We start from the raw sequence: 19,111 nt of genomic DNA, 5'->3' as shown, positions 1-19,111 counted from the left end.
GTAGGTCTTTCGTTCTTGCATGGAACCTCCTGATTGGGCGAATCATATCGCCCTTAAGAGGTGTCCGGGATCATTAGGCCAGTTCAGCCCGCTCCCACAGTTTGACCAGATTCTGCCCGTGGGATTGGGCCGGCTTGCGCTCTATCAAAGGCGGCTTTTGCATACACAGCAGACCTGCTTTTGCTTTTTGTGGGAGCGGGCTTGCTCGCGATTGCGGTATGTCAGATAAGTAGTTTTCAACTGACACACCGTAATCGCGAGCAAGCCTGCTCCCACAGGTTGACCAGATTCTGCCTGTGGGATTGGGCCGGCTTCCGCCTCTATCAAATACGGTTTTACAGATTCAGCGGTTCTTGCGTGGCATACATCCACCGCAACAACGAATGCCTTCCGCTGATCCCCAGCTTGATCGCCGCGCGCTTGAGGTAACTCTCGACGGTATTGACCTTCAGCGCCAGTTGCTCCGCCAACTGCGGCCCGGTGAGCCCGCCCAGCAGGCCTACGCACACCTCAAATTCACGGGTGGACAGGGTCAGCCCCGACTGCACCAGGCGTTCTTCAATGCGCCGACGCAGGGTTTCGATGCCTTGGCTTTTGGCTATCGCCGCGTCGCTGTTCTGGCGGGACGGCTGGATCGCGGTGATGTGTTTTTCGACCATCGGCAGCAACAGCGTGGAAAAGTCCTGCAGCATGCTGCGTTCCTGCGGCGAAAAGCTTTGTGACTGGTGCGAGCGGTACACCGACAGCACGTAGCGCAGGTCGTCTTTGCGGCGGGTAAGGTGCAATTGTGCGGCGGGTTGTTCTTCGCCCAGCGCCACCGCCGAATCGGTGTAGACCGGGCTGATGCGGCGTCGGGTGTGCCCTTTGGCGTTCACTCGCATTTGCGTGATATGGGTGGCGTCCACTGCCAGTTGGGTGAGGATCAGGTCATGCAGCATGCGCGGAAAATGGCGACTTCCGGTGCTGGCAATGACCTTCCCTATATGAGGGAACAGGTGTGAGTTCATCGTTTCATCCATGAAATTCGAGTGTGAGTGTTCAAGCCTGTGGCAACGGGATTTGACATGGGTCACCAGGGTAATAACCTGGAGAGGTGATCTCTCCCGCTGAGACGTATGCTAGTACAGCATTGGGGGGTGAGGGGGATCCAATCTGGAAATAAATCATATAAACAAACGTGTAAAGGTGGTCGGACCGGTCTTACCGCTGGTTTGGCCATGCTCAAGGCGCGGCCCAGGTCTTATCTCACACGGTGTGTTGCAGTTTGGTGGCCTGGTTGACGGTGTGCGCATAGCCCAGGTTCAGAAGTTGACCGACGCACTCAATCGCGCTGTCAACGGCGCGCCCTGGAACAAATAGTCATCGCCCATATACTCACCCGCATCGCGCCAGTAGCGTGTGTCGAACAGGTTGTCGACGCTCAGGCGAAACACCGTTTCATGGCCGTCAAACCTGGTCGTATAGCGACCACCGAGGTTCACCACGGCATAATCGCCCACCTGCACATTGCCGGTGCGGTTGGCGTACTTTTTGGCGCTGTATTGCACCCCACCCAGCACCGCTAACCCATTCACCCACGGCAACGCATAGTCGGCGTACACGCTGGCGCGAAAGGTCGGCACGTTGATCGTCTGATGGCCTTCGTACGCGGGCGTACCGCTGTCGCTGACCCGCGCACGAATCGCCGCCGCGCTGGTTGAGATTTGCAGGCGGTCAGTGGCCCAGCCGTTGGCCGACACTTCGAGCCCGGTGTTTTTTTGCTCACCTTGTTGCACGTAGGTGAAATTACCGGCGCCGTCCGGCTTGGCGTACTGATAGGCCTGGCGGGTCTGGAACACGGCGGCGGCGAAGCTCATGCGGCGCCAGTCGTACTTCACGCCGGCTTCGAGCTGTCGTGATGTGGTCGGCGCCAGCGTTTCATTGGGGTTGCTGGCGTACCACGGCGCCGTGCCACCCAAGGACAAGCCCTTGCTGTAACGGGTGTACAGCGAGATATTTTCAAGCGGTTTATAGATCAGTGCCGCCTGCGGCAAAAACGCGTATTGCCGGGTGTGCCGTGCCTGATTGCCATCGCTGTCGAAGGCTTGCTCATCCAGGCGCACTTCGCGCCCACCGAGGATGGTTTGCCATTGCTCGTTGAAGCGGATGCGGTCGGTGACAAACACCCCGTACTGGCGGCTGTCGAGGTTGCGGTGGCTGTCGTTCAGCGGCTTGTCGGTGGGGGTGAAGGTCGGCGCGTCGGTATCGATATTGCCGCTGCCGACCCACTCATTCAGCGCCAGGCGCTTGTCGATCACCCGGCGAAACGCGCTGGTGCCGAAGGTTAATTCGTGGCCCAGGCCTGCGCTATCGAACACGCCGGTCATGGCCGCTTGCACTTCATCGTCGCGGCGGGTGTCGTCGGGGCTGCGGTAATCGTAGATGTCGTAGTTGCCTTCGGGGCTGAAGTAGTTGCCGACACCGCGGGTGTCGCCACCCCAGGCGAACGCGCTGTAGTCGTCGATCACCACTTTGCTGCGGGCCGCGCTCACGCTGCCTTTCCACTGATCGCTGAAGCGGTATTCAAACGTGCCGTTGAGGTTCAGCGAATCGATGCCGACCTGATGCGTGCCGCTCTGGTGGCCCAAGAGTTTTTTCGGCGACGCGTCATGCGGTACGTCGGTGCCACCGAGCAACTGATAACCCGGCACCGAGCGCTGCTGCCGTGTCTGGTACTCCGCATCCAGTTGCAGCACGGCATCCGGGCTGATGTTCCAGTCGAACGCCAGCGACACGAAGTCGCGCTGGCCGTTGGCATGTTCTACATACGCGTTAAGGTCTTCATGCGCCACGTTGGCGCGCAGGCCAAACTGCTGCTCACTGCCGAACCAGCCGCCGACATCGGTGGCGATGTAGGCGCTGCCGCGAGCATCGCTCGACACCGTCACCGAGCGTACGTCTTCCGGGCGCTTGGTCACGTAGTTGATCACGCCGCTCGGCTCGGAAATACCGCTTTGCAAACCGGCCAGGCCCTTGAGCACTTCGACCTGCTGTTTGTTTTCGAGGGCGACGTTCTGTTCGCCGGTGATGGTGCGCCCGTTGATCTTGTAGCTGCTGGCGGCGTTCAGCGAGAAGCCGCGCACTACAAAATTTTCGTAATAGCCGATGGGCGCGTAACTGTCGCCCACCGAGGCATCGTTGCGCAGCACTTCACTCAGCAACCGGGCTTGCTGGTCCTTGATCAGCGCCGCGTTGAGCACCGTGATCGAGGCTGGCGTGTCCAACAGCGGCGCTTCATTGAAGCCGCCGACCGAGGCGCTGCCTGCGCGGTAACCTGCGTCATCCTGACCCTGGACCTGCACCGCCGGCAGTTCAATTTCAGCCGCCAGGCTGCTGCCGATGCCGCCGCTGAGCAGCAAGCCGAGGGCGAAACGTGACGTGACGACGGGACGAAAACGCAAAACCATGGGGCAAGGCCTTAAAGCGCAGGGCAGGGGGCGCATAAGCTAGGCATAACGGTGCGGTTTTACAAGGTCTTGAATCACGGCTCGGGCTAATGTGGCAGGGCGCTTGCTCCCGATAGCCGTGTGTCAGCCGCCAGGATTATCGACGGTGGCGCCGCCAGCGGCAGCACGCCGCCGCCCACAGAGTTGATGCATTGATGCGCTGAGCGTGGCAGGCTGGGCAACGTTTTCCTTCGGTTTCTGGAGATTTACCGTGCCAAAAGCATCTGCTGTGATTGAAATCCCGGTGTCGGCCGAACAGGCCTGGCAATTGATCGGCGGCTTCAACGCGCTGCCGGACTGGCTGCCGTTAATCGTCAAAAGCGAGGCGGGCGACGGTGGCCGCGTGCGCCATTTGGAAACCGCGGATGGCAGTGTGATCGTCGAGCGTTTGCAGAGCTTTGATAACGTGTTGCGCAGCTACAGCTACACGATTGAGCAGTCACCGTTTCCGGTCAGTGCCTACCTTGCGACGGTGCAGGTTGAAGCCTTGACCGATGCGTCGGCGAAAGTCACCTGGTCCGGCGTGTTCAGCCCGGCGCCGGGCACCACTGATGAGCAGGTAGAAACGCTGTTTACCGGCGTGTACAGCGACGGGCTTGAAGCATTGCGCGCCAACTTCCCGGCTTGACAGGCCGGTGTGGGAGGAGGCTCAGGTGTGTGCCTTGGGTGTTGAGGCGGCCTGAAAGTCGACCCAATCTCCCCAGTAGAATGCATTCAAACTGTGGGAGCGGGCTTGCTCGCGATTACGGTGTGTCAGATAAGTATTTTCAACTGACACACCGTAATCGCGAGCAAGCCCGCTCCCACAAAAGCCCTTTTTGATCTGCTTTAACCACTCAAGCCTGGTCTATTCGGGCATCAATTGCTGCCGGCATTCCAGCACCAGGCGCGCACCGCCGCGCTGGCTGCTGCCGACCACCAGCTTGAAACCGTGCAAATTGATGATCGCCGCCACAATCGACAACCCCAAACCGAAGCCGCCTTGCTGGTCGCTTTCATCCACGCGATAAAAACGCTGGAACACCGCATCGCGCTCCGCCGCCGGAATGCCCGGGCCGGAGTCGTGCACTTCGATGCGCGTGCTGCCGGCATCATTGACCCCGCGCAAGATCACTTCACCGCCCGCTGGCGAAAACTTGATCGAGTTGCTCAACAGGTTCGACAGCGCTTCAAATAACAGCGCGCGGTCGCCGGTGATCCATGGCAGCGACTCGGGCACTTCGAGCAGCAACTGCAATTCGCCTTCTTCCGCCAAAGGCAGGTAGAAGTCATGCAGCTCGCGCAACAGCGGCAGCGGGTCCATCACCAAAAAGCCTGAGCGGCGCTGATGGTCTTCCAGTTCCGAGATGCGCAACAGCCCGCGAAAGCGCGCCATCAGCGTGTCGGTTTCGGCAATCGCATCGTCGAGTTTTACCGCGTATACCGAGTTTTCCTCGGCCTGTTGCTTGATGCGATACAACTGCGCACGCAAACGCGTAAGCGGTGTGCGCAGGTCATGGGCGATGTTGTCGCACACACCCTTGACCTCGTTCATCAGCTTCTCGATGCGGTCGAGCATGGCGTTGACGATCGCCGCCAGCATGTCCAGTTCGTCACGCCGGTCCGACAGCGGCAGGCGGTGAGTCAGGTCGCCGGCGACGATTGCCTCGGCGCTGGCTTGTATCCCGCGAATACGCCGCAGCGGGCGGCGGCGTAATAAATGCCAGCCAGCAGCGCCCGGAATAATCGTCAGCGACAGTGCCCACAACAGCGCGTGCCAGATAATGCGGGTCACACCGAACAATGAGCCGTTGGCGCGCACCAGTACCAGCCAGCGGCCGTCTTCGGTGTGAGTGGCCACGGCGTCGCAGCTGTCCTTGGGCAGTTTGGGGTCGTCGGAGTCGACGCAGTTGGCCAGCGCGTGGATCTTGCCGTCCAGCGGCAAATCGGGCGGCACCGCGCGGATCGGCCCGCTGATGGGGCGAAATTGCTCGTCGAACAGGCCGTAAGCGTCTACGCCCTTCATGTCGAAGGTCATGCTGGTGGTCAGCGCTTCCACCAGTTCTTCGCCGTCGAAACGCTGGAACAAGTGCTGGCGCTGCAGCAGCGAGTGGCGCGACAAGTCGCTCAAGTAGCCGGATACTTCGTAGTACAGCACCCCCATGAGGATGCAGCTCCACGCTACAAACAGCGAACTGTACAGCGCCAGCAAGCGGCTACTGGAGGAACGCCAGCCTTTAGAGGGGTTCAGCAATGACATAACCGGAACCTCGTACCGTGCGAATCAGCGGCGTGAGGCCCGGCGGGTCGATTTTTTTGCGCAGGCGGCCGATGTGCACGTCGATCAAGTTGGTGCCGGGGTCAAAGTGATACCCCCAGACCTCCTCGAATATCATCATCCGCGAGAGGATCTGCCCGGTGTTGCGCATCAAGAATTCGAGCAGTTTGTATTCGGTGGGCAGCAAGGTCAGCGGTTGGTCGGCGCGGCTGGCTTCGCGGCTGATCAGGTTCAGTTCGAGGTCGGCCACACGCAAGGCGGTTTCGAATTCCTTGACCGTGCTTTTGCGCCGCAACAGCACTTCGACACGTGCGGCCATTTCATCCGAGGCGAACGGCTTGGTCAGGTAGTCGTCACCGCCGGCGCGCAGGCCGCGTACGCGCTCGTCGACGTCGGAGAGGGCGCTGATCATCAGGATCGGCGTCGACACACCAATGGTGCGCAGGGTGGTGACGATGGCCAAGCCATCGAGTTCGGGCAGCATGCGGTCGAGGGTGATGAGGTCGTAATCACCACTCACGGCGCGGACCAGGCCTTCACGGCCGTTGTCTACCCAGTCTACGTCCAGTCCATGGCTGCTCAGCTCCGCGACGATCTCGCGGGCCGTTACGGCGTCATCCTCGATGGTCAAAATACGGGTCATAGGATTACCTGGTGAGCGATTCACACTAGAAGTGAGTGCATTTTGCCAATAAATCCCTGAACGCTTCCTAAATTAAACTTCATCTTGGCAAAACCGCTACACAGGATCGTCCCCACGCTCTGCCTGGGGATGCCGCCCCGGACGCTCTGCGTCCAATGATAGAGGCTGACGCGGAGCGTTACCCACGCAGAGCGTGGGAACGATCTGATGTTCTATTTACCGACGCAGCGAGATTGCATAACGCCCGCTCCGATCAGGCATTTCTTGCATCTTGCATGGTTCAACTAAGTTCAATTTACTTAACTTATTGAAATACAACGATTTTATTTTTGATCCCGGCTGGCACGCCGCCTGCACTGTCCTTTTTGAGACTTGTAACACTATTTTTCCTGCCGGGAGCAAAACAACAATGATCACCTCATCATCCACGCTACAAGAGTCGAGCACGCACTCCGGGGTTTTCTGGGGGGCGATTTTTGCTGGCGCCGCAGCGGCCGCCGCATTGTCGCTTATTCTGGTATTGCTCGGCTTCGGCCTGGGCTTTTCCGCGGTATCGCCATGGGCCGACAGCGGCATCAGCGCCAAGGGCCTTGGCATTTCCACGATTATCTGGCTGGCATTCACCCAGATCGTTGCATCCGGCTTGGGCGGTTACATCGCCGGTCGTCTGCGCGTGAAATGGGCCAATATGCACGGCGATGAAGTGTACTTTCGCGACACTGCGCACGGTTTCCTCGCCTGGGCCGTCGCCACGCTGGTTACGGCAGTACTGGTAGTCGGTTCGGTCAGCAGTGTGGTCAGCGGCGGCGTCAAAGCCGGTGCCGGCGTTGCTTCAAGCGCCGCCAGTGGCCTCACTCAAGCCGCCGGCAGTGCCGCTCAAGGCGCCAACAGTGGCGACTTCGGCTACTACGTCGACAGCCTGTTCCGTGATGACCGCCCAGCCGCCGTCAGCGATGACGCTGTGCACGGTGTAGTGGCGCGTATCTTCACGCGCACCCTGAGCAACGATGGCCAACTGGCCGCTGAAGACCGTACCTACCTGGCCCAGTTGATCAGCCAGCGCACCAACCTGAGCCAGGCGGATGCCGAAGCGCGGATTGACAAGGTGTACGGCGATGCCAAAAAAGCCATCGAAGACGCCAAGCTTAAAGCCAAGCAAGCCGCCGATACCGCTGCGAAAGTCGCTGCTTACACCTCGCTGTGGACCTTCGTTGCGCTGTTGATCGGTGCGTTCTTCGCAAGCTTCGCTGCGACCTTCGGCGGTCGCCGCCGCGATGCCGTGGTGTATGTCGAAACCGAACACTTTACCCGTTAATTCCAAGCCCCTAATTTAAGGAAAACATCATGCGCTCATTACTGCTTTGGTTCCTCGGCATACCAATCCCGCTGATCATCCTGATCGCGATCTTCATGCACTAAACCCGGGCCTCGCTCGGTCCAATGTGGGAGGGGGCTGCCCCCGATAGCAACGGCTATCGGGAGCAAGCCCCCTCCCACTTTTTTTTGCCCCCGCAGCGGGCTGGCTATTGTGGCGAGCGGGCTTGCTCGCGTTGGGCTGCGCAGCGGCCCCAAAACTGGCACAGCATCAATCGTCAAACCCGACCTGCTCGTGAATCTCATCCACCTTCAATTCCAACCGGTACGCCACCGCAATAAACAGCGCCTGGCACAGGCACAAGGTGGCGCTCAACGAGCGGAAGGCAAACGATGATCCCTCATTCACCAACAACACCGCATTCGCGCGCTTGGCCAGTGGCGACAAGTTGCTGTCGGTAATGATTAAAGTTTTAGCCTGATGGTGCTGGGCGATGCGCAGGCAGTGCTGGGTCTCTTTGCCGTAGGGCGTAAAGCTGATCGCAATCACCAGGTCATTCGCGCGCACGCTGCGCATCTGCTCGCGGTAGCTGCCGCCCAGGCCCGAGATCAGGTGGATACGCTTGTTGGTGTGTTGCAGGTTGTAGACCAGGTAGTCGGCCACCGCAAACGAACGGCGCACGCCGACCACGTAGATATTGTCGGCGTTGACCACCAGGTCCACGGCTTTCTCAAAGGCTACGTCATCCAGCTCCAGCCCTAGGCGTTCGATGCCCGAGAGGGTCGCGTTGACGCACTCGCGCGCGAGGTCGCCGCCACTGGCCTTCTGCGATTTGTTGGCGATCATGCTGCGAATACGCTGCTGGTAGTTCTGCACCGGCGTGGTTTTGTGGGTGTAGGCCTCGCGAAACAGCGCCTGCATTTCACTGAAACCGCTGAAGCCGAAACGCTGCGAGAACCGCACGATGGCTGACGGGTGCACTTCGCATTCGCGGGCGATATCGCTGATGCGGTCGACCATGATCCGGTCGCTTTGCTGGCTCATGTAGCTGGCAATGCGTTTGAGCTGTCGCGGCAGGCTTTCGTATTCGTCGGTGATCAGCTGCAACAAGCGCTCGGCATTGATCGGGGGGCTGGCGAGAGCGTCCTGCTGGGTGGTCTCGGGCGTGGCCGGCTGATCGGTGCTGGGCATGGGCAATCCTTCTGACGGGTTGTTCTGGTGCGCTGATAATGGGCGCAAGTCTACAGGGTAGGCGCAAAAAAATACCCCGGCATCACGGCGCGGGTGGCCTGCTGAAACGATCCACCCGGGCTGGCCTGCCATTATGCCGAGGTATTGGAAAAAATATTCCACTAAAAATAATTATGGAATAAATATTGATTGGCGCCGCTGAACGTTCTAGTCTGCTGTCACCAAGAGCGTGTGCCGTCACCACGGTGGCACCACGCAGGCTGATAAAAATAACAGGAGCCAGCATGGGCCAGACTCGTTTTGCCAGTGGGCGTCAATTGGATCTGATTTGCCTCGGGCGCCTGGGCGTCGACCTCTACGCACAACAAGTGGGTGCGCGGCTTGAGGACGTGACCAGCTTTGCCAAATACCTCGGCGGGTCCTCCGCCAACATCGCCTTCGGCACCGCGCGGCTGGGGCTTAAGTCGGCGATGTTGAGCCGCGTGGGCGACGACCATATGGGCCGCTTCCTGGTGGAATCGCTGGCCCGCGAAGGCTGCGATGTCAGCGCCATCAAGGTCGACCCGGAACGCCTCACCGCGTTGGTGCTGCTGGGCCTCAAAGACCGCGAAACTTTCCCCTTGGTGTTCTATCGCGAAAACTGCGCCGACATGGCGTTGCGCGCCGAAGACATCAGCGAAGCCTTTATCGCCTCCAGCAAAGCCTTGCTGATCACCGGCACGCATTTCTCCACCGACGTCGTCTACGCCGCGAGCATCAAGGCGCTGGACTACGCCGCCAAGCACAACGTTAAACGCGTGCTGGATATTGATTACCGCCCGGTACTGTGGGGCCTCGCGGGCAAGGCGGATGGCGAAACGCGGTTCGTCGCCGACCAGAACGTCAGCCAGCATGTGCAGAAAATCCTGCCGCGCTTCGACCTGATCGTCGGCACCGAAGAAGAGTTTTTGATCGCCGGCGGCAGTGAAGACTTGCTCACCGCGTTGCGCACCGTGCGCGAACTGACCCCGGCCACGCTGGTGGTCAAGCTCGGCCCGCAGGGTTGCACGGTGCTCCACGGCGCGATTCCCGCGCGGTTGGAAGACGGCGCGATGTACCCCGGCGTGCGCGTTGAAGTGCTCAACGTGCTGGGTGCCGGCGATGCATTCATGTCGGGTTTTCTCAGTGGCTGGCTGAATGACGCCGACGATGAGCGCTGCAGCCAACTGGCGAATGCCTGCGGCGGCCTGGTGGTGTCGCGCCATGCGTGTGCGCCGGCCATGCCCACGCCTGCCGAACTGGATTACCTGTTCAACAGCCCGGTGCCGATCACCCGGCCTGACCAGGACGCAACCCTGCAGCGCCTGCACCGCGTCACGGTGCCGCGCAAAAGCTGGAAGCAGTTGTTTGTGTTTGCCTTCGACCACCGCTGGCAACTGGTGGAGCTGGCGCAAAAGGGCGGCCAGGCCCCGGCGCGCATCAGCGACATCAAGCAGTTGTTTATTCAGGCCATCGAACGTGTTGAAAGCAAGCTGCGCGAGCAGGGTGTTGAAGCCGATGTGGGCCTGCTGGCCGACCAGCGTTTTGGTCAGGACGCGCTGAATGCCGCCAGCGGTCGTGGCTGGTGGATCGCGCGCCCGGTAGAAGTGCAGAACTCTCGGCCGCTGGCGTTTGAACACGGCCGTTCGATTGGCAGCAACCTGATCGCCTGGCCGCAGGAGCAGATCATCAAGTGCCTGGTGCAATTTCACCCGGACGATGAGCCGATGCTGCGCCTGGAACAAGAAGCGCAACTGAAGGCGGTGTACGAGGCCTCGCTGGTCAGCGGGCATGAACTGCTGCTGGAAGTCATCCCGCCCAAGGATCACCCGTCGACTTATCCCGACGTGCTCTATCGCAGCCTCAAGCGGTTGTACAACCTGGGCATCTACCCGGCGTGGTGGAAGATCGAAGCGCAGTCGGCTGAGGCGTGGGAAAAACTCGACGCGCTGATCCACGCGCGCGACCCGTATTGCCGTGGCGTGGTGTTGCTGGGCCTGAACGCTTCGGCTGAATGCCTCGCCGAAGGGTTTCGCCAAGCCAGCCAGAGCAGTACCTGCCGAGGGTTTGCCGTGGGCCGCACGATCTTCCACGAACCGAGCCGCGCGTGGATGGCCGGGGAGATCGATGATGAGCGGCTGATTCAGCACGTGCAGGCTACCTTTGAACAGCTCATCAGTGCCTGGCGCAGCGCTCGAAGCTAGACACCGGTCCACATCTTAAGTCAGATAAAAACAAAAAGGTGCAGCCATGCCCGCAATCCGAATTGGCATCAACCCGATCTCCTGGAGTAACGACGACCTGCCGGCACTGGGCGGTGAGACGCCGCTGAGCACCGCCCTGAGCGAAGGCAAGGACATCGGCTACGAAGGTTTTGAACTCAACGGCAAATTCCCCAAAGACGCCAAAGGCGTTGGGGATGTGTTGCGCCCCTACGACCTCGCGCTGGTCTCCGGCTGGTACTCCAGCCGCCTCGCGCAGCGCTCGGTGGCCGAAGAAATCGAGGCCATCGCCGGCCACGTCGAGCTGCTCAAACACAACGGCGCCAACGTGCTGGTGTACGGTGAAGTCGCCGACTCGATCCAGGGTTCACACGTTCGCCTGATCGAACGCCCGCGCTTTCACAGCGAACACGCCTGGCAGGACTACGCCGACAAACTCACCGAACTGGCGCGCTTCACGCTGTCGCAAGGCGTGCGTTTGGCCTATCACCACCATATGGGCGCCTACGTTGAGTCCCCGGAAGACATCGACCAACTGATGCGCCGTACCGGCCCGGAAGTTGGCTTGTTGTTTGACTCGGGCCACTGCTACATGGGCGGCGGCGAACCTATCGAGGTGCTGCGCCGGCATATCGAGCGCATCTGCCACGTGCATTTCAAGGACGTGCGCAAACCTGTGGTGCAGCTCGCGCGCAACCAGATGTGGAGCTTTCCCGACTGCATCGTCAACGGCACCTTCACCGTGCCCGGTGATGGCGACATCGACTTTGCCGCGTTGCTCGACGTATTGCTGGCCGCCAATTACAGCGGCTGGCTGGTGGTCGAAGCCGAGCAAGACCCTGCCGTGGCGCCCAGCTATGCCTATGCGAAAAAAGGCTATGAGACTTTGCGGGCGCTGCTCAACCAGAGGACTAAGTGATGAGCTTGTTGGTAAAAAGCAGCAAACGCGGGCAAACCATGGTCGCGCTTGAAGCCGGGCGCCTGGAGTACGTGGGTTTTGCCGCCTACCGCTTGAGCCTCGGCGAAACCTTGCCGGTCACCGCAGGCGATCAAGAGCTGTGCCTGGTGCTGCTCAGCGGCCGGGTGAATATTCAGGGCGAGGGCTTCAACTGGCAAAACCTCGGTGATCGCCAGTCGGTGTTCGAAGATAAATCACCCTTCGCCGCCTACCTGCCGCAGGGCACCGATGCCGAGGTTACGGCCTTGAGCGACGTGCAAATAGCCGTGTGCGCCGCGCCCGGTGCAGCGGGCTACGAACCCCGCTTGATTCGCCCGCAAGACTGCAAGCGCAGCGTGCGCGGCAAAGGCGCCAACACCCGCTATGTGTGCGACATTTTGCCCGACAGCGAGCCCGCGCATTCGCTGTTGGTGGTGGAAGTGCGCACGCCGTCCGGGCATTCGTCGAGCTACCCGCCGCACAAGCACGACACCGACGATTTGCCGCATCAAAGCTTTCTTGAAGAGACCTACTACCACCAGGTCAACCCGCCGCAGGGCTTCGTGTTCCAGCGCGTGTACACCGACGACCGCAGCATCGACCAGGCCATGGCCGTGGAACACAGCGACCTGGTGGTCGTGCCCAAGGGCTACCACCCGGTCAGCGTGCCGTACGGCTACGAGTCTTATTACCTGAACGTGATGGCCGGGCCAACGCGCGCCTGGCATTTCCATAACGACCCGCAGCATAGCTGGCTGCTGGACCTCTAACTGGTTTGAACGGAGAACAATAACAATGAAGTCGCCGCTACGTTTTGCCCTTAACCGTATGGTCGCGCCCAACCTGTCCTTGCCGGATTTCATCGAGTTGGCGGTGGCCCTCAAATGCGACGCCATCGAGATCCGCAATGATCTCAAAGGCAACCAAATCGAATACGGCACCCCGGCCAGCCGCGTGCGTGAGTTGTGCGCGGTGCAGGGTATCAGCGTGCTGTCGATCAACGCGCTGTACCCGTTTGATGTATGGAACGACGAACGCCGCGCGCAAGCGGTCAACCTCGCCAGCTATGCGCGTGAATGCGGCGCGCAAGGCCTGGTGATGTGCCCGCTGAACGAGCGTGGTGATACGCGCACCGAAGCCCAGCGCGCCGCCGGTTTGCGCACCGCGTTGAGCGAGTTGGCGCCGATCCTGCGTGAGCACGGCATTCTGGGGTTTATCGAGCCTTTGGGCTTTGAAGAATGTGCGCTGCGCCGCAAGCGCGTGGCGGTCGACGCGATCCAGTCGATTGGCGGCCTGGACGTGTTCCGCCTGGTGCATGACACCTTCCACCATCACCTGGCCAGCGAGCATGAGTTCTTCCCGGAACTGACCGGGCTGGTGCATATCTCCGGCGTCGAGGATGCCGCCGCGCCGCTGAATTCGATTCGCGACGGCCACCGCGTGCTGGTGGGCGAGGGCGATATTCTCGGCAATGCAGCGCAAATCGACACCTTGCTCAGCACCGGCTACAACGGCTACCTGTCGTTCGAACCGTTTGCCGAAAGCGTGCACGCGCTGCCCGATATTCAGCAGGCCATTGGCGCAAGTATCGCCCACCTGCAACGCTCCCGAACCTGACGTCGCCCAACCTGTGGGAGCGGGCTTGCTCGCGATAGCGGTGCATCAGTAAATAAATCAGGTGACTGATACAGCGCAATCGCGAGCAAGCCCGCTCCCACATTGGATTACTGTTGATCGACGGATTTGCATTCATACAAGGTGCGAACATGACCACGACAAGATTGACCATGGCCCAGGCCCTGGTGAAGTTTTTGGATAATCAATACATCGAAGTGGATGGCGTGCAGAGCAAGTTTGTCGCCGGCATATTCACGATTTTCGGCCACGGCAATGTGCTGGGGCTGGGCCAGGCGCTGGAACAGGACAGTGGCGACCTGGTGGTGCATCAGGGCCGTAACGAGCAGGGCATGGCCCACGCCGCGATTGGTTTTGCCAAGCAGCACCTGCGCCGCAAAATCTATGCGTGCACCTCGTCGGTTGGCCCGGGTGCGGCGAACATGCTGACCGCGGCGGCGACCGCCACGGCTAACCGCATTCCGTTATTGCTGTTGCCGGGCGATGTCTACGCCAGCCGCCAGCCCGACCCGGTGCTGCAGCAGATCGAACAGTTCCACGACCTCAGCATCAGCACCAACGATGCCTTCCGCGCCGTGAGCAAATACTGGGACCGCATCAACCGCCCCGAGCAGTTGATGACCGCTGCGATCCACGCCATGCGCGTGCTGACCGACCCAGCGGAAACCGGCGCGGTAACCCTGGCGTTGCCGCAGGACGTGCAGGCCGAAGCCTGGGACTATCCCGACTACTTCCTGCAAAAACGTGTGCACCGTATCGACCGGCGCCCGCCCACCGAAGCGATGCTCGGCGATGCGTTGGCAGCCTTCAAGGGCAAGCGCAAGCCGCTGATTATCTGCGGCGGCGGGGTCAAGTACGCCGGTGCGAATGCCGCCCTGCAAGCCTTCGCCGAGCGTTTTGAGATTCCTTTTGCAGAAACCCAGGCGGGCAAAAGTGCGCTGGTCTCCAGCCACCCGCTAAACCTCGGCGGTATCGGCGAAACCGGTTGCCTGGCCGCGAACCTGCTGGCGCCCGAGGCCGACCTGATTATCGGCATCGGCACGCGTTACACCGACTTCACCACCTCGTCCAAGTCACTCTTCAAACACCCTGAGGTGCAGTTTCTCAACCTTAATATCAGCCCGTGCGACGCGCTGAAACTCGACGGCGTGCAGTTACTCGCCGATGCCAAAGTGGGCCTGGAAGCGCTGGCGAACGTGTTGGGTGACTATCGCTCGGGCTGGGGCGACCAGCCACGTAACGCCAAGGCGCAACTGGATGCCGAGGTGGACCGCATCTACCAGGCCGATTACCAGGCCGAGAATTTTGTACCGGAAATCAACGACCACATGGACCCGGCCGTGCTGCGCGAATTCATCGAGCTGACCGGTTCGTGCCTGACCCAAAGCCGCGTGCTCGGCGTGCTGAACGAAACCCTGGCGGATGACGCGATCATTGTCGCCGCTGCGGGCAGCCTGCCGGGTGATCTGCAGCGCAGCTGGCGCAGCAAAGGCGTGAATACCTACCACGTCGAGTACGGTTATTCGTGCATGGGCTACGAGGTCAACGCCGCACTGGGCGTGAAGCTCGCCGAACCTGCGCGTGAGGTCTACGCGCTGGTCGGTGACGGCTCCTACATGATGCTGCACTCGGAGCTGGCCACGTCTATTCAGGAGCGGCGCAAGATCAATGTGGTGCTGCTCGACAACATGACGTTTGGCTGCATCAACAACCTGCAGATGGAACACGGCATGGACAGCTTCGGCACCGAGTTCCGCTTCCGTAACCCGCAAACCGGCAAGCTTGACGGTGGTTTCGTGCCGGTGGATTTCGCCATGAGCGCGGCGGCGTATGGCTGCAAGACCTATAAAGTCAGCAACGTCGAGCAACTGCGCGCGGCGCTGGCCGATGCGCGCACGCAAACGGTGTCGACGCTGATCGATATCAAAGTGCTGCCCAAAACCATGATCCACAAATACCTGTCGTGGTGGCGGGTCGGTGTGGCGCAAGTCTCTACCAGCGCGCGGACTGACGCGGTGGCCAAACAACTCAATGAACGCCTGGCCAAGGCTCGGCAGTACTAATAACAAGAGGAGTGTTTGTATGTCTTTTCAATCAAGTTCGTTGCGCCTGGGCGTCATCGGTACGGGCGCTATCGGCCGTGACCATATTCGACGTTGCAGCCAGACCCTGCTCAATAGCCAGGTGGTGGCGGTGACCGACATCAACCTTGAGCAAGCGGCCAAGGTGGTTGCCGATTTGCAGCTCAGCGCGGAGGTATATGCAGACGGCCACGCGCTGATCAATTCGCCGCAGGTGGATGCGATTCTGGTCACCTCCTGGGGGCCGAGCCACGAAGAATTCGTGCTCGCCGCCATTGCCGCCGGCAAGCCGGTGTTCTGCGAAAAGCCGCTGGCGGTGACGGCTGAGGGCTGCCGCAAGATCGTCGACGCCGAGGTGGCGCACGGCAAGCGCCTGGTGCAAGTAGGCTTCATGCGCCCGTATGACCACGGTTATCGCGCGCTCAAAGCGGTGATCGACAGTGGCCAGATCGGCGAGCCGCTGATGCTGCACTGCGCGCACCGCAACCCGACCGTGGGCGAGAACTACAAGACCGACATGGCGATCACCGACACGCTTATCCACGAATTGGATGTGTTGCGCTGGTTGCTCAACGACGATTATGTATCGGTGCAAGTGGTGTTCCCGCGCAAGACCAGCAAAGCCCTGGCGCACCTGCGTGATCCGCAGATCGTGCTGCTGGAAACCGCCAAGGGCACGCGCATCGATGTGGAAGTGTTTGTGAACTGCCAATACGGCTACGACATTCAGTGCGAGGTGGTCGGCGAGACAGGCATCGCCAAGTTGCCGGAGCCTTCGCAAGTGCAATTGCGCAGCGAGGCGAAGCTGTCGAATGCGATTTTGATGGATTGGAAAGACCGCTTTATCGGCGCGTATGACGTTGAGTTGCAGGCGTTTATCGACACCGTGCGCGCCGGCCAGGTCGGTGGGCCATCCGCCTGGGACGGGTTTGCCGCAGCGGTGGCGGCGGACGCGTGCATTGAAGCGCAAAGCAGCGAGCAGATCGTAAAAGTCAGCCTGCCACCACGCCCGCACTTCTACGGCTAACGCCCAAGCCACTGACGGAACGCGGTCAGTGTGGGAGGGGGCAGCAAGCCCCCTCCCACAGTTGATTGCTTCCAACAGCAGATCCGGGAGGTTTTGAACATGCGTATCGCACTTGACCCTTAACCGTCACTTGCCACGACGTAACACCCAACCCACTGACGGAACTCGGTCAGTGTGGGAGGGGGCTTGCTCCCGATGGCGGCATAACAGTCACACATTTTTCGACTGACCCACCGCTATCGGGAGCAAGCCTCTCCCAGAGTTGATTGCATTCCAACAGCAGATCCGGGAGGTTCTGAACATGCGTATCGCACTTGATCCTTATATGTACCGTCACTTGCCGCTCGGCCAAATGGTCGACAAGGCCGCCGAGCTTGGCTACCAGCATATCGAGCTGTCACCGCGCGAAGACTTCCTGCCGTTCTACAAGGCGGCGCGCGTCGACCGTGCGCGCATCAAGGAATTTCGCAAGGCCTTGAGCGATGCCGGCGTGCAACTCTCCTCGCTGCTGCCGATGTACCACTGGGCCGCTGCCGACGAGGGGCTGCGTGTGGCCGCCGTGCGCAACTGGAAACGCGCGATCCAGATCGCCGTGGAAATGGACTGCGAGTTGGTCAATACCGAATTCACCGGCCAGTCCGACAACCCGCTGGTCTGCGAAAACCAGTTCATGCGCTCGATGGACGAGCTGATGCCGGAGTTCGAACGCGAGGGCGTCAAGCTGGATATTCAGGCGCACCCCTACGACTTTTGCGAGCGTAACAACGAGTCGGTGGACATTATTCGCGGCCTCGACCGTGACTGGATCAACTACCTCTACGCCGCGCCGCACACGTTCTTTTATGACGATGGCAAAGGCGATATTGCCGCAATGCTCAAGTACGCCGGTTCCAAGCTAAGCCATCTGATCATCGCCGACACGTATAACCATCGCGCGTCGTCCAATCTGCGTTATATCGTCAACCCGCCGGGCGTGACTGCGACCGTGCACCAGCACTTGGACATCGGCCAGGGCGAGGTCAACTGGGACGCGTTTTTCGGCACCCTGCGCGAGATCAAGTTCGACGGCATCGCCACCGTCTCGGTGTTCGCCTGGGAAGACCGGCCGGACCAATCCAGCCGAATGATGCTGGAGCGGGTTACCCGTGAGCTGTGCCAGTAAGGCTCTAATTCAAATAAGGGGAATGTATGCGAATCGGACTAGTCGGCTACGGCCACGGTGGCCGGTTTTTTCACGCACCGTTGATAGCCACCCTGGCAGGCGCAACGTTTGTTGGCGTGGTAACGCGCTCGCCCGAGCGGCGTCAACAACTGGCGACTGATCACCCAGGCCTCAAGGCTTTTGATTCAATCGCCCAGATCGTCGCGGCGGGTGTCGATGCCCTGGTGATTTCCACCACCCTTAAAGGCCGCCCGGCGCTGGTGCTGGAAGCCATCGAGCATGGGGTTGCGGTGGTCAGCGACAAACCTTTCGCCAGCAACGCCGAGCAGGCCCAAGCCTTGATCACCGCCGCCGAGCGCCAGGGCGTGCTGCTCAGCGTCTACCAGAACCGGCGCTGGGACTCGGATTTTTTGACCTTGCGCAAACTGATCGACGCCGGTGCCTTGGGCGCCGTCACGCGTTTTGAGTCACGTGTCGAACGCTTCAACCCGCAAGCGGTGGGTAATGCCAGCGGTGGCGGCTGGCTGCGCGACCTCGGCAGCCACTTGGTGGACCAGGCATTGCAACTGTTCGGCCCGGTAGACCGGGTGTTCGCGCAATTGCACTTCAGCGCCGAACACCCGACCCTCGACCACGCTTTTTTCGTCTCGCTGACCCACGCCAACGGGGTGATTTCGCACCTGTGGGGCAGTGCGCTGCAAAACAGCCAGGGCCCGCGCTTTCGCGTGAGCGGCACGCTGGGGTGCTACACGGTGGAGGGCCTCGACGGTCAGGAAGACGCGCTGATGGCCGGCAAGTCGCCGAAAACCGAGGGCGAGCACTGGGGCGCAGAAGAACATCGGCGCTGGGGCTGGTTTGAGCAAGGCGCAGAGCGCGAGCGCATACCGTCCGAGAAAGGTTGCTGGACGCAGTTCTATCGCCAGTTGCAAAGTGCTGTACACGGGCAAGGCGCGCTGCCGGTAGACGCCTGTGATGCGCTGGAAACCACCCGTATATTGGACGCCGCACGCCTCAGTAATGAGCGCCAGCAGGTGGTTTCTACAAAAATAGAATAAAATTCTAAAATAGGTTGATATGGAAATTATTTTCCAATAAAGTCTTTTCCAGGTTGCATAAAGTACGTTCGAACTCGATTCGC

At 60.5% G+C, this 19,111-nt stretch carries 15 protein-coding genes; 10 read left to right on the top strand and 5 right to left on the bottom strand.

Annotated features, from left to right (window positions below; genetic code table 11):
- Positions 1–335 precede the first annotated feature (335 nt).
- Together AO240_RS20185 and AO240_RS20180 are read right to left on the bottom strand one after the other, a co-directional pair.
- Positions 336–1,007, bottom strand: a complete 672-nt coding sequence (locus tag AO240_RS20185) for a LuxR C-terminal-related transcriptional regulator (protein WP_099238667.1) — start codon at positions 1,005–1,007, stop codon at positions 336–338.
- 294 nt (positions 1,008–1,301) lie between these two features.
- Entirely contained in the window at positions 1,302–3,446 is a 2,145-nt protein-coding gene (locus AO240_RS20180) for a TonB-dependent siderophore receptor (RefSeq protein ID WP_099238665.1), read from the bottom strand.
- 250 nt (positions 3,447–3,696) lie between these two features.
- Between AO240_RS20180 and AO240_RS20175 the strand changes: the two genes are divergently transcribed.
- Positions 3,697–4,113, top strand: a complete 417-nt coding sequence (locus tag AO240_RS20175; protein WP_099238663.1) for an SRPBCC family protein — start codon at positions 3,697–3,699, stop codon at positions 4,111–4,113.
- A 219-nt stretch (positions 4,114–4,332) separates the two neighbouring features.
- On the opposite strand, the gene AO240_RS20170 is transcribed toward AO240_RS20175, so the two are convergent.
- Both AO240_RS20170 and AO240_RS20165 read right to left on the bottom strand, forming a co-directional pair.
- Positions 4,333–5,724 (bottom strand): HAMP domain-containing sensor histidine kinase, encoded by a 1,392-nt coding sequence (locus tag AO240_RS20170; RefSeq protein ID WP_099238661.1) that lies wholly within the window; start codon positions 5,722–5,724, stop codon positions 4,333–4,335.
- Complete coding sequence (locus AO240_RS20165; protein ID WP_003173528.1) at positions 5,702–6,385, bottom strand: response regulator transcription factor; 684 nt, start codon at positions 6,383–6,385, stop codon at positions 5,702–5,704. Before AO240_RS20165 ends, AO240_RS20170 begins: the two co-directional genes overlap by 23 nt.
- 409 nt (positions 6,386–6,794) lie before the next feature.
- Here AO240_RS20165 and AO240_RS20160 point away from each other — a divergent pair, with 409 nt between their 5' ends.
- Positions 6,795–7,700, top strand: coding sequence for a hypothetical protein (locus AO240_RS20160; protein WP_099238659.1), 906 nt, complete (start codon positions 6,795–6,797; stop codon positions 7,698–7,700).
- Between the two features lie 270 nt (positions 7,701–7,970).
- On the opposite strand, the gene AO240_RS20155 is transcribed toward AO240_RS20160, so the two are convergent.
- Entirely contained in the window at positions 7,971–8,891 is a 921-nt protein-coding gene (locus tag AO240_RS20155; RefSeq protein ID WP_058411651.1) for a MurR/RpiR family transcriptional regulator, read from the bottom strand.
- Positions 8,892–9,175: 284 nt separating this feature from the next.
- Between AO240_RS20155 and iolC the strand changes: the two genes are divergently transcribed.
- The 8 genes from iolC (at position 9,176) to AO240_RS20115 (ending at position 19,028) form a co-directional block, all read left to right on the top strand.
- Complete coding sequence (gene iolC, locus AO240_RS20150; protein ID WP_099238657.1) at positions 9,176–11,113, top strand: 5-dehydro-2-deoxygluconokinase; 1,938 nt, start codon at positions 9,176–9,178, stop codon at positions 11,111–11,113.
- A gap of 46 nt (positions 11,114–11,159) precedes the next feature.
- Entirely contained in the window at positions 11,160–12,050 is an 891-nt protein-coding gene (gene iolE / locus AO240_RS20145; protein WP_099238655.1) for a myo-inosose-2 dehydratase, read from the top strand.
- The gene (gene iolB / locus AO240_RS20140) at positions 12,050–12,838 is read left to right on the top strand and encodes a 5-deoxy-glucuronate isomerase (RefSeq protein WP_099238653.1); all 789 of its coding nucleotides are present in this window, start codon (positions 12,050–12,052) and stop codon (positions 12,836–12,838) included. The genes iolE and iolB overlap by 1 nt, the downstream gene beginning before the upstream one ends.
- Before the next feature lie 25 nt (positions 12,839–12,863).
- Complete coding sequence (locus AO240_RS20135; RefSeq protein ID WP_099238651.1) at positions 12,864–13,685, top strand: TIM barrel protein; 822 nt, start codon at positions 12,864–12,866, stop codon at positions 13,683–13,685.
- Positions 13,686–13,834: 149 nt separating this feature from the next.
- On the top strand, positions 13,835–15,766 hold the full coding sequence (gene iolD, locus AO240_RS20130; RefSeq protein WP_099238649.1) for a 3D-(3,5/4)-trihydroxycyclohexane-1,2-dione acylhydrolase (decyclizing): 1,932 nt from the start codon (positions 13,835–13,837) through the stop codon (positions 15,764–15,766).
- Positions 15,767–15,785: 19 nt separating this feature from the next.
- Entirely contained in the window at positions 15,786–16,811 is a 1,026-nt protein-coding gene (locus AO240_RS20125) for a Gfo/Idh/MocA family protein (RefSeq protein WP_099238647.1), read from the top strand.
- A 301-nt stretch (positions 16,812–17,112) separates the two neighbouring features.
- On the top strand, positions 17,113–17,973 hold the full coding sequence (locus AO240_RS20120) for a sugar phosphate isomerase/epimerase family protein (protein WP_058411644.1): 861 nt from the start codon (positions 17,113–17,115) through the stop codon (positions 17,971–17,973).
- 26 nt (positions 17,974–17,999) lie between these two features.
- Entirely contained in the window at positions 18,000–19,028 is a 1,029-nt protein-coding gene (locus tag AO240_RS20115) for a Gfo/Idh/MocA family oxidoreductase (RefSeq protein WP_099238645.1), read from the top strand.
- The last annotated feature ends 83 nt before the right edge of the window (positions 19,029–19,111 follow it).

Source organism: Pseudomonas sp. ICMP 460 (assembly GCF_002723595.1).
Lineage (GTDB): Bacteria > Pseudomonadota > Gammaproteobacteria > Pseudomonadales > Pseudomonadaceae > Aquipseudomonas > Aquipseudomonas kitaguniensis.
The sequence above is the reverse complement of the archived record's forward strand: the minus strand, read 5'-3'. Positions and strand labels throughout refer to the sequence as shown.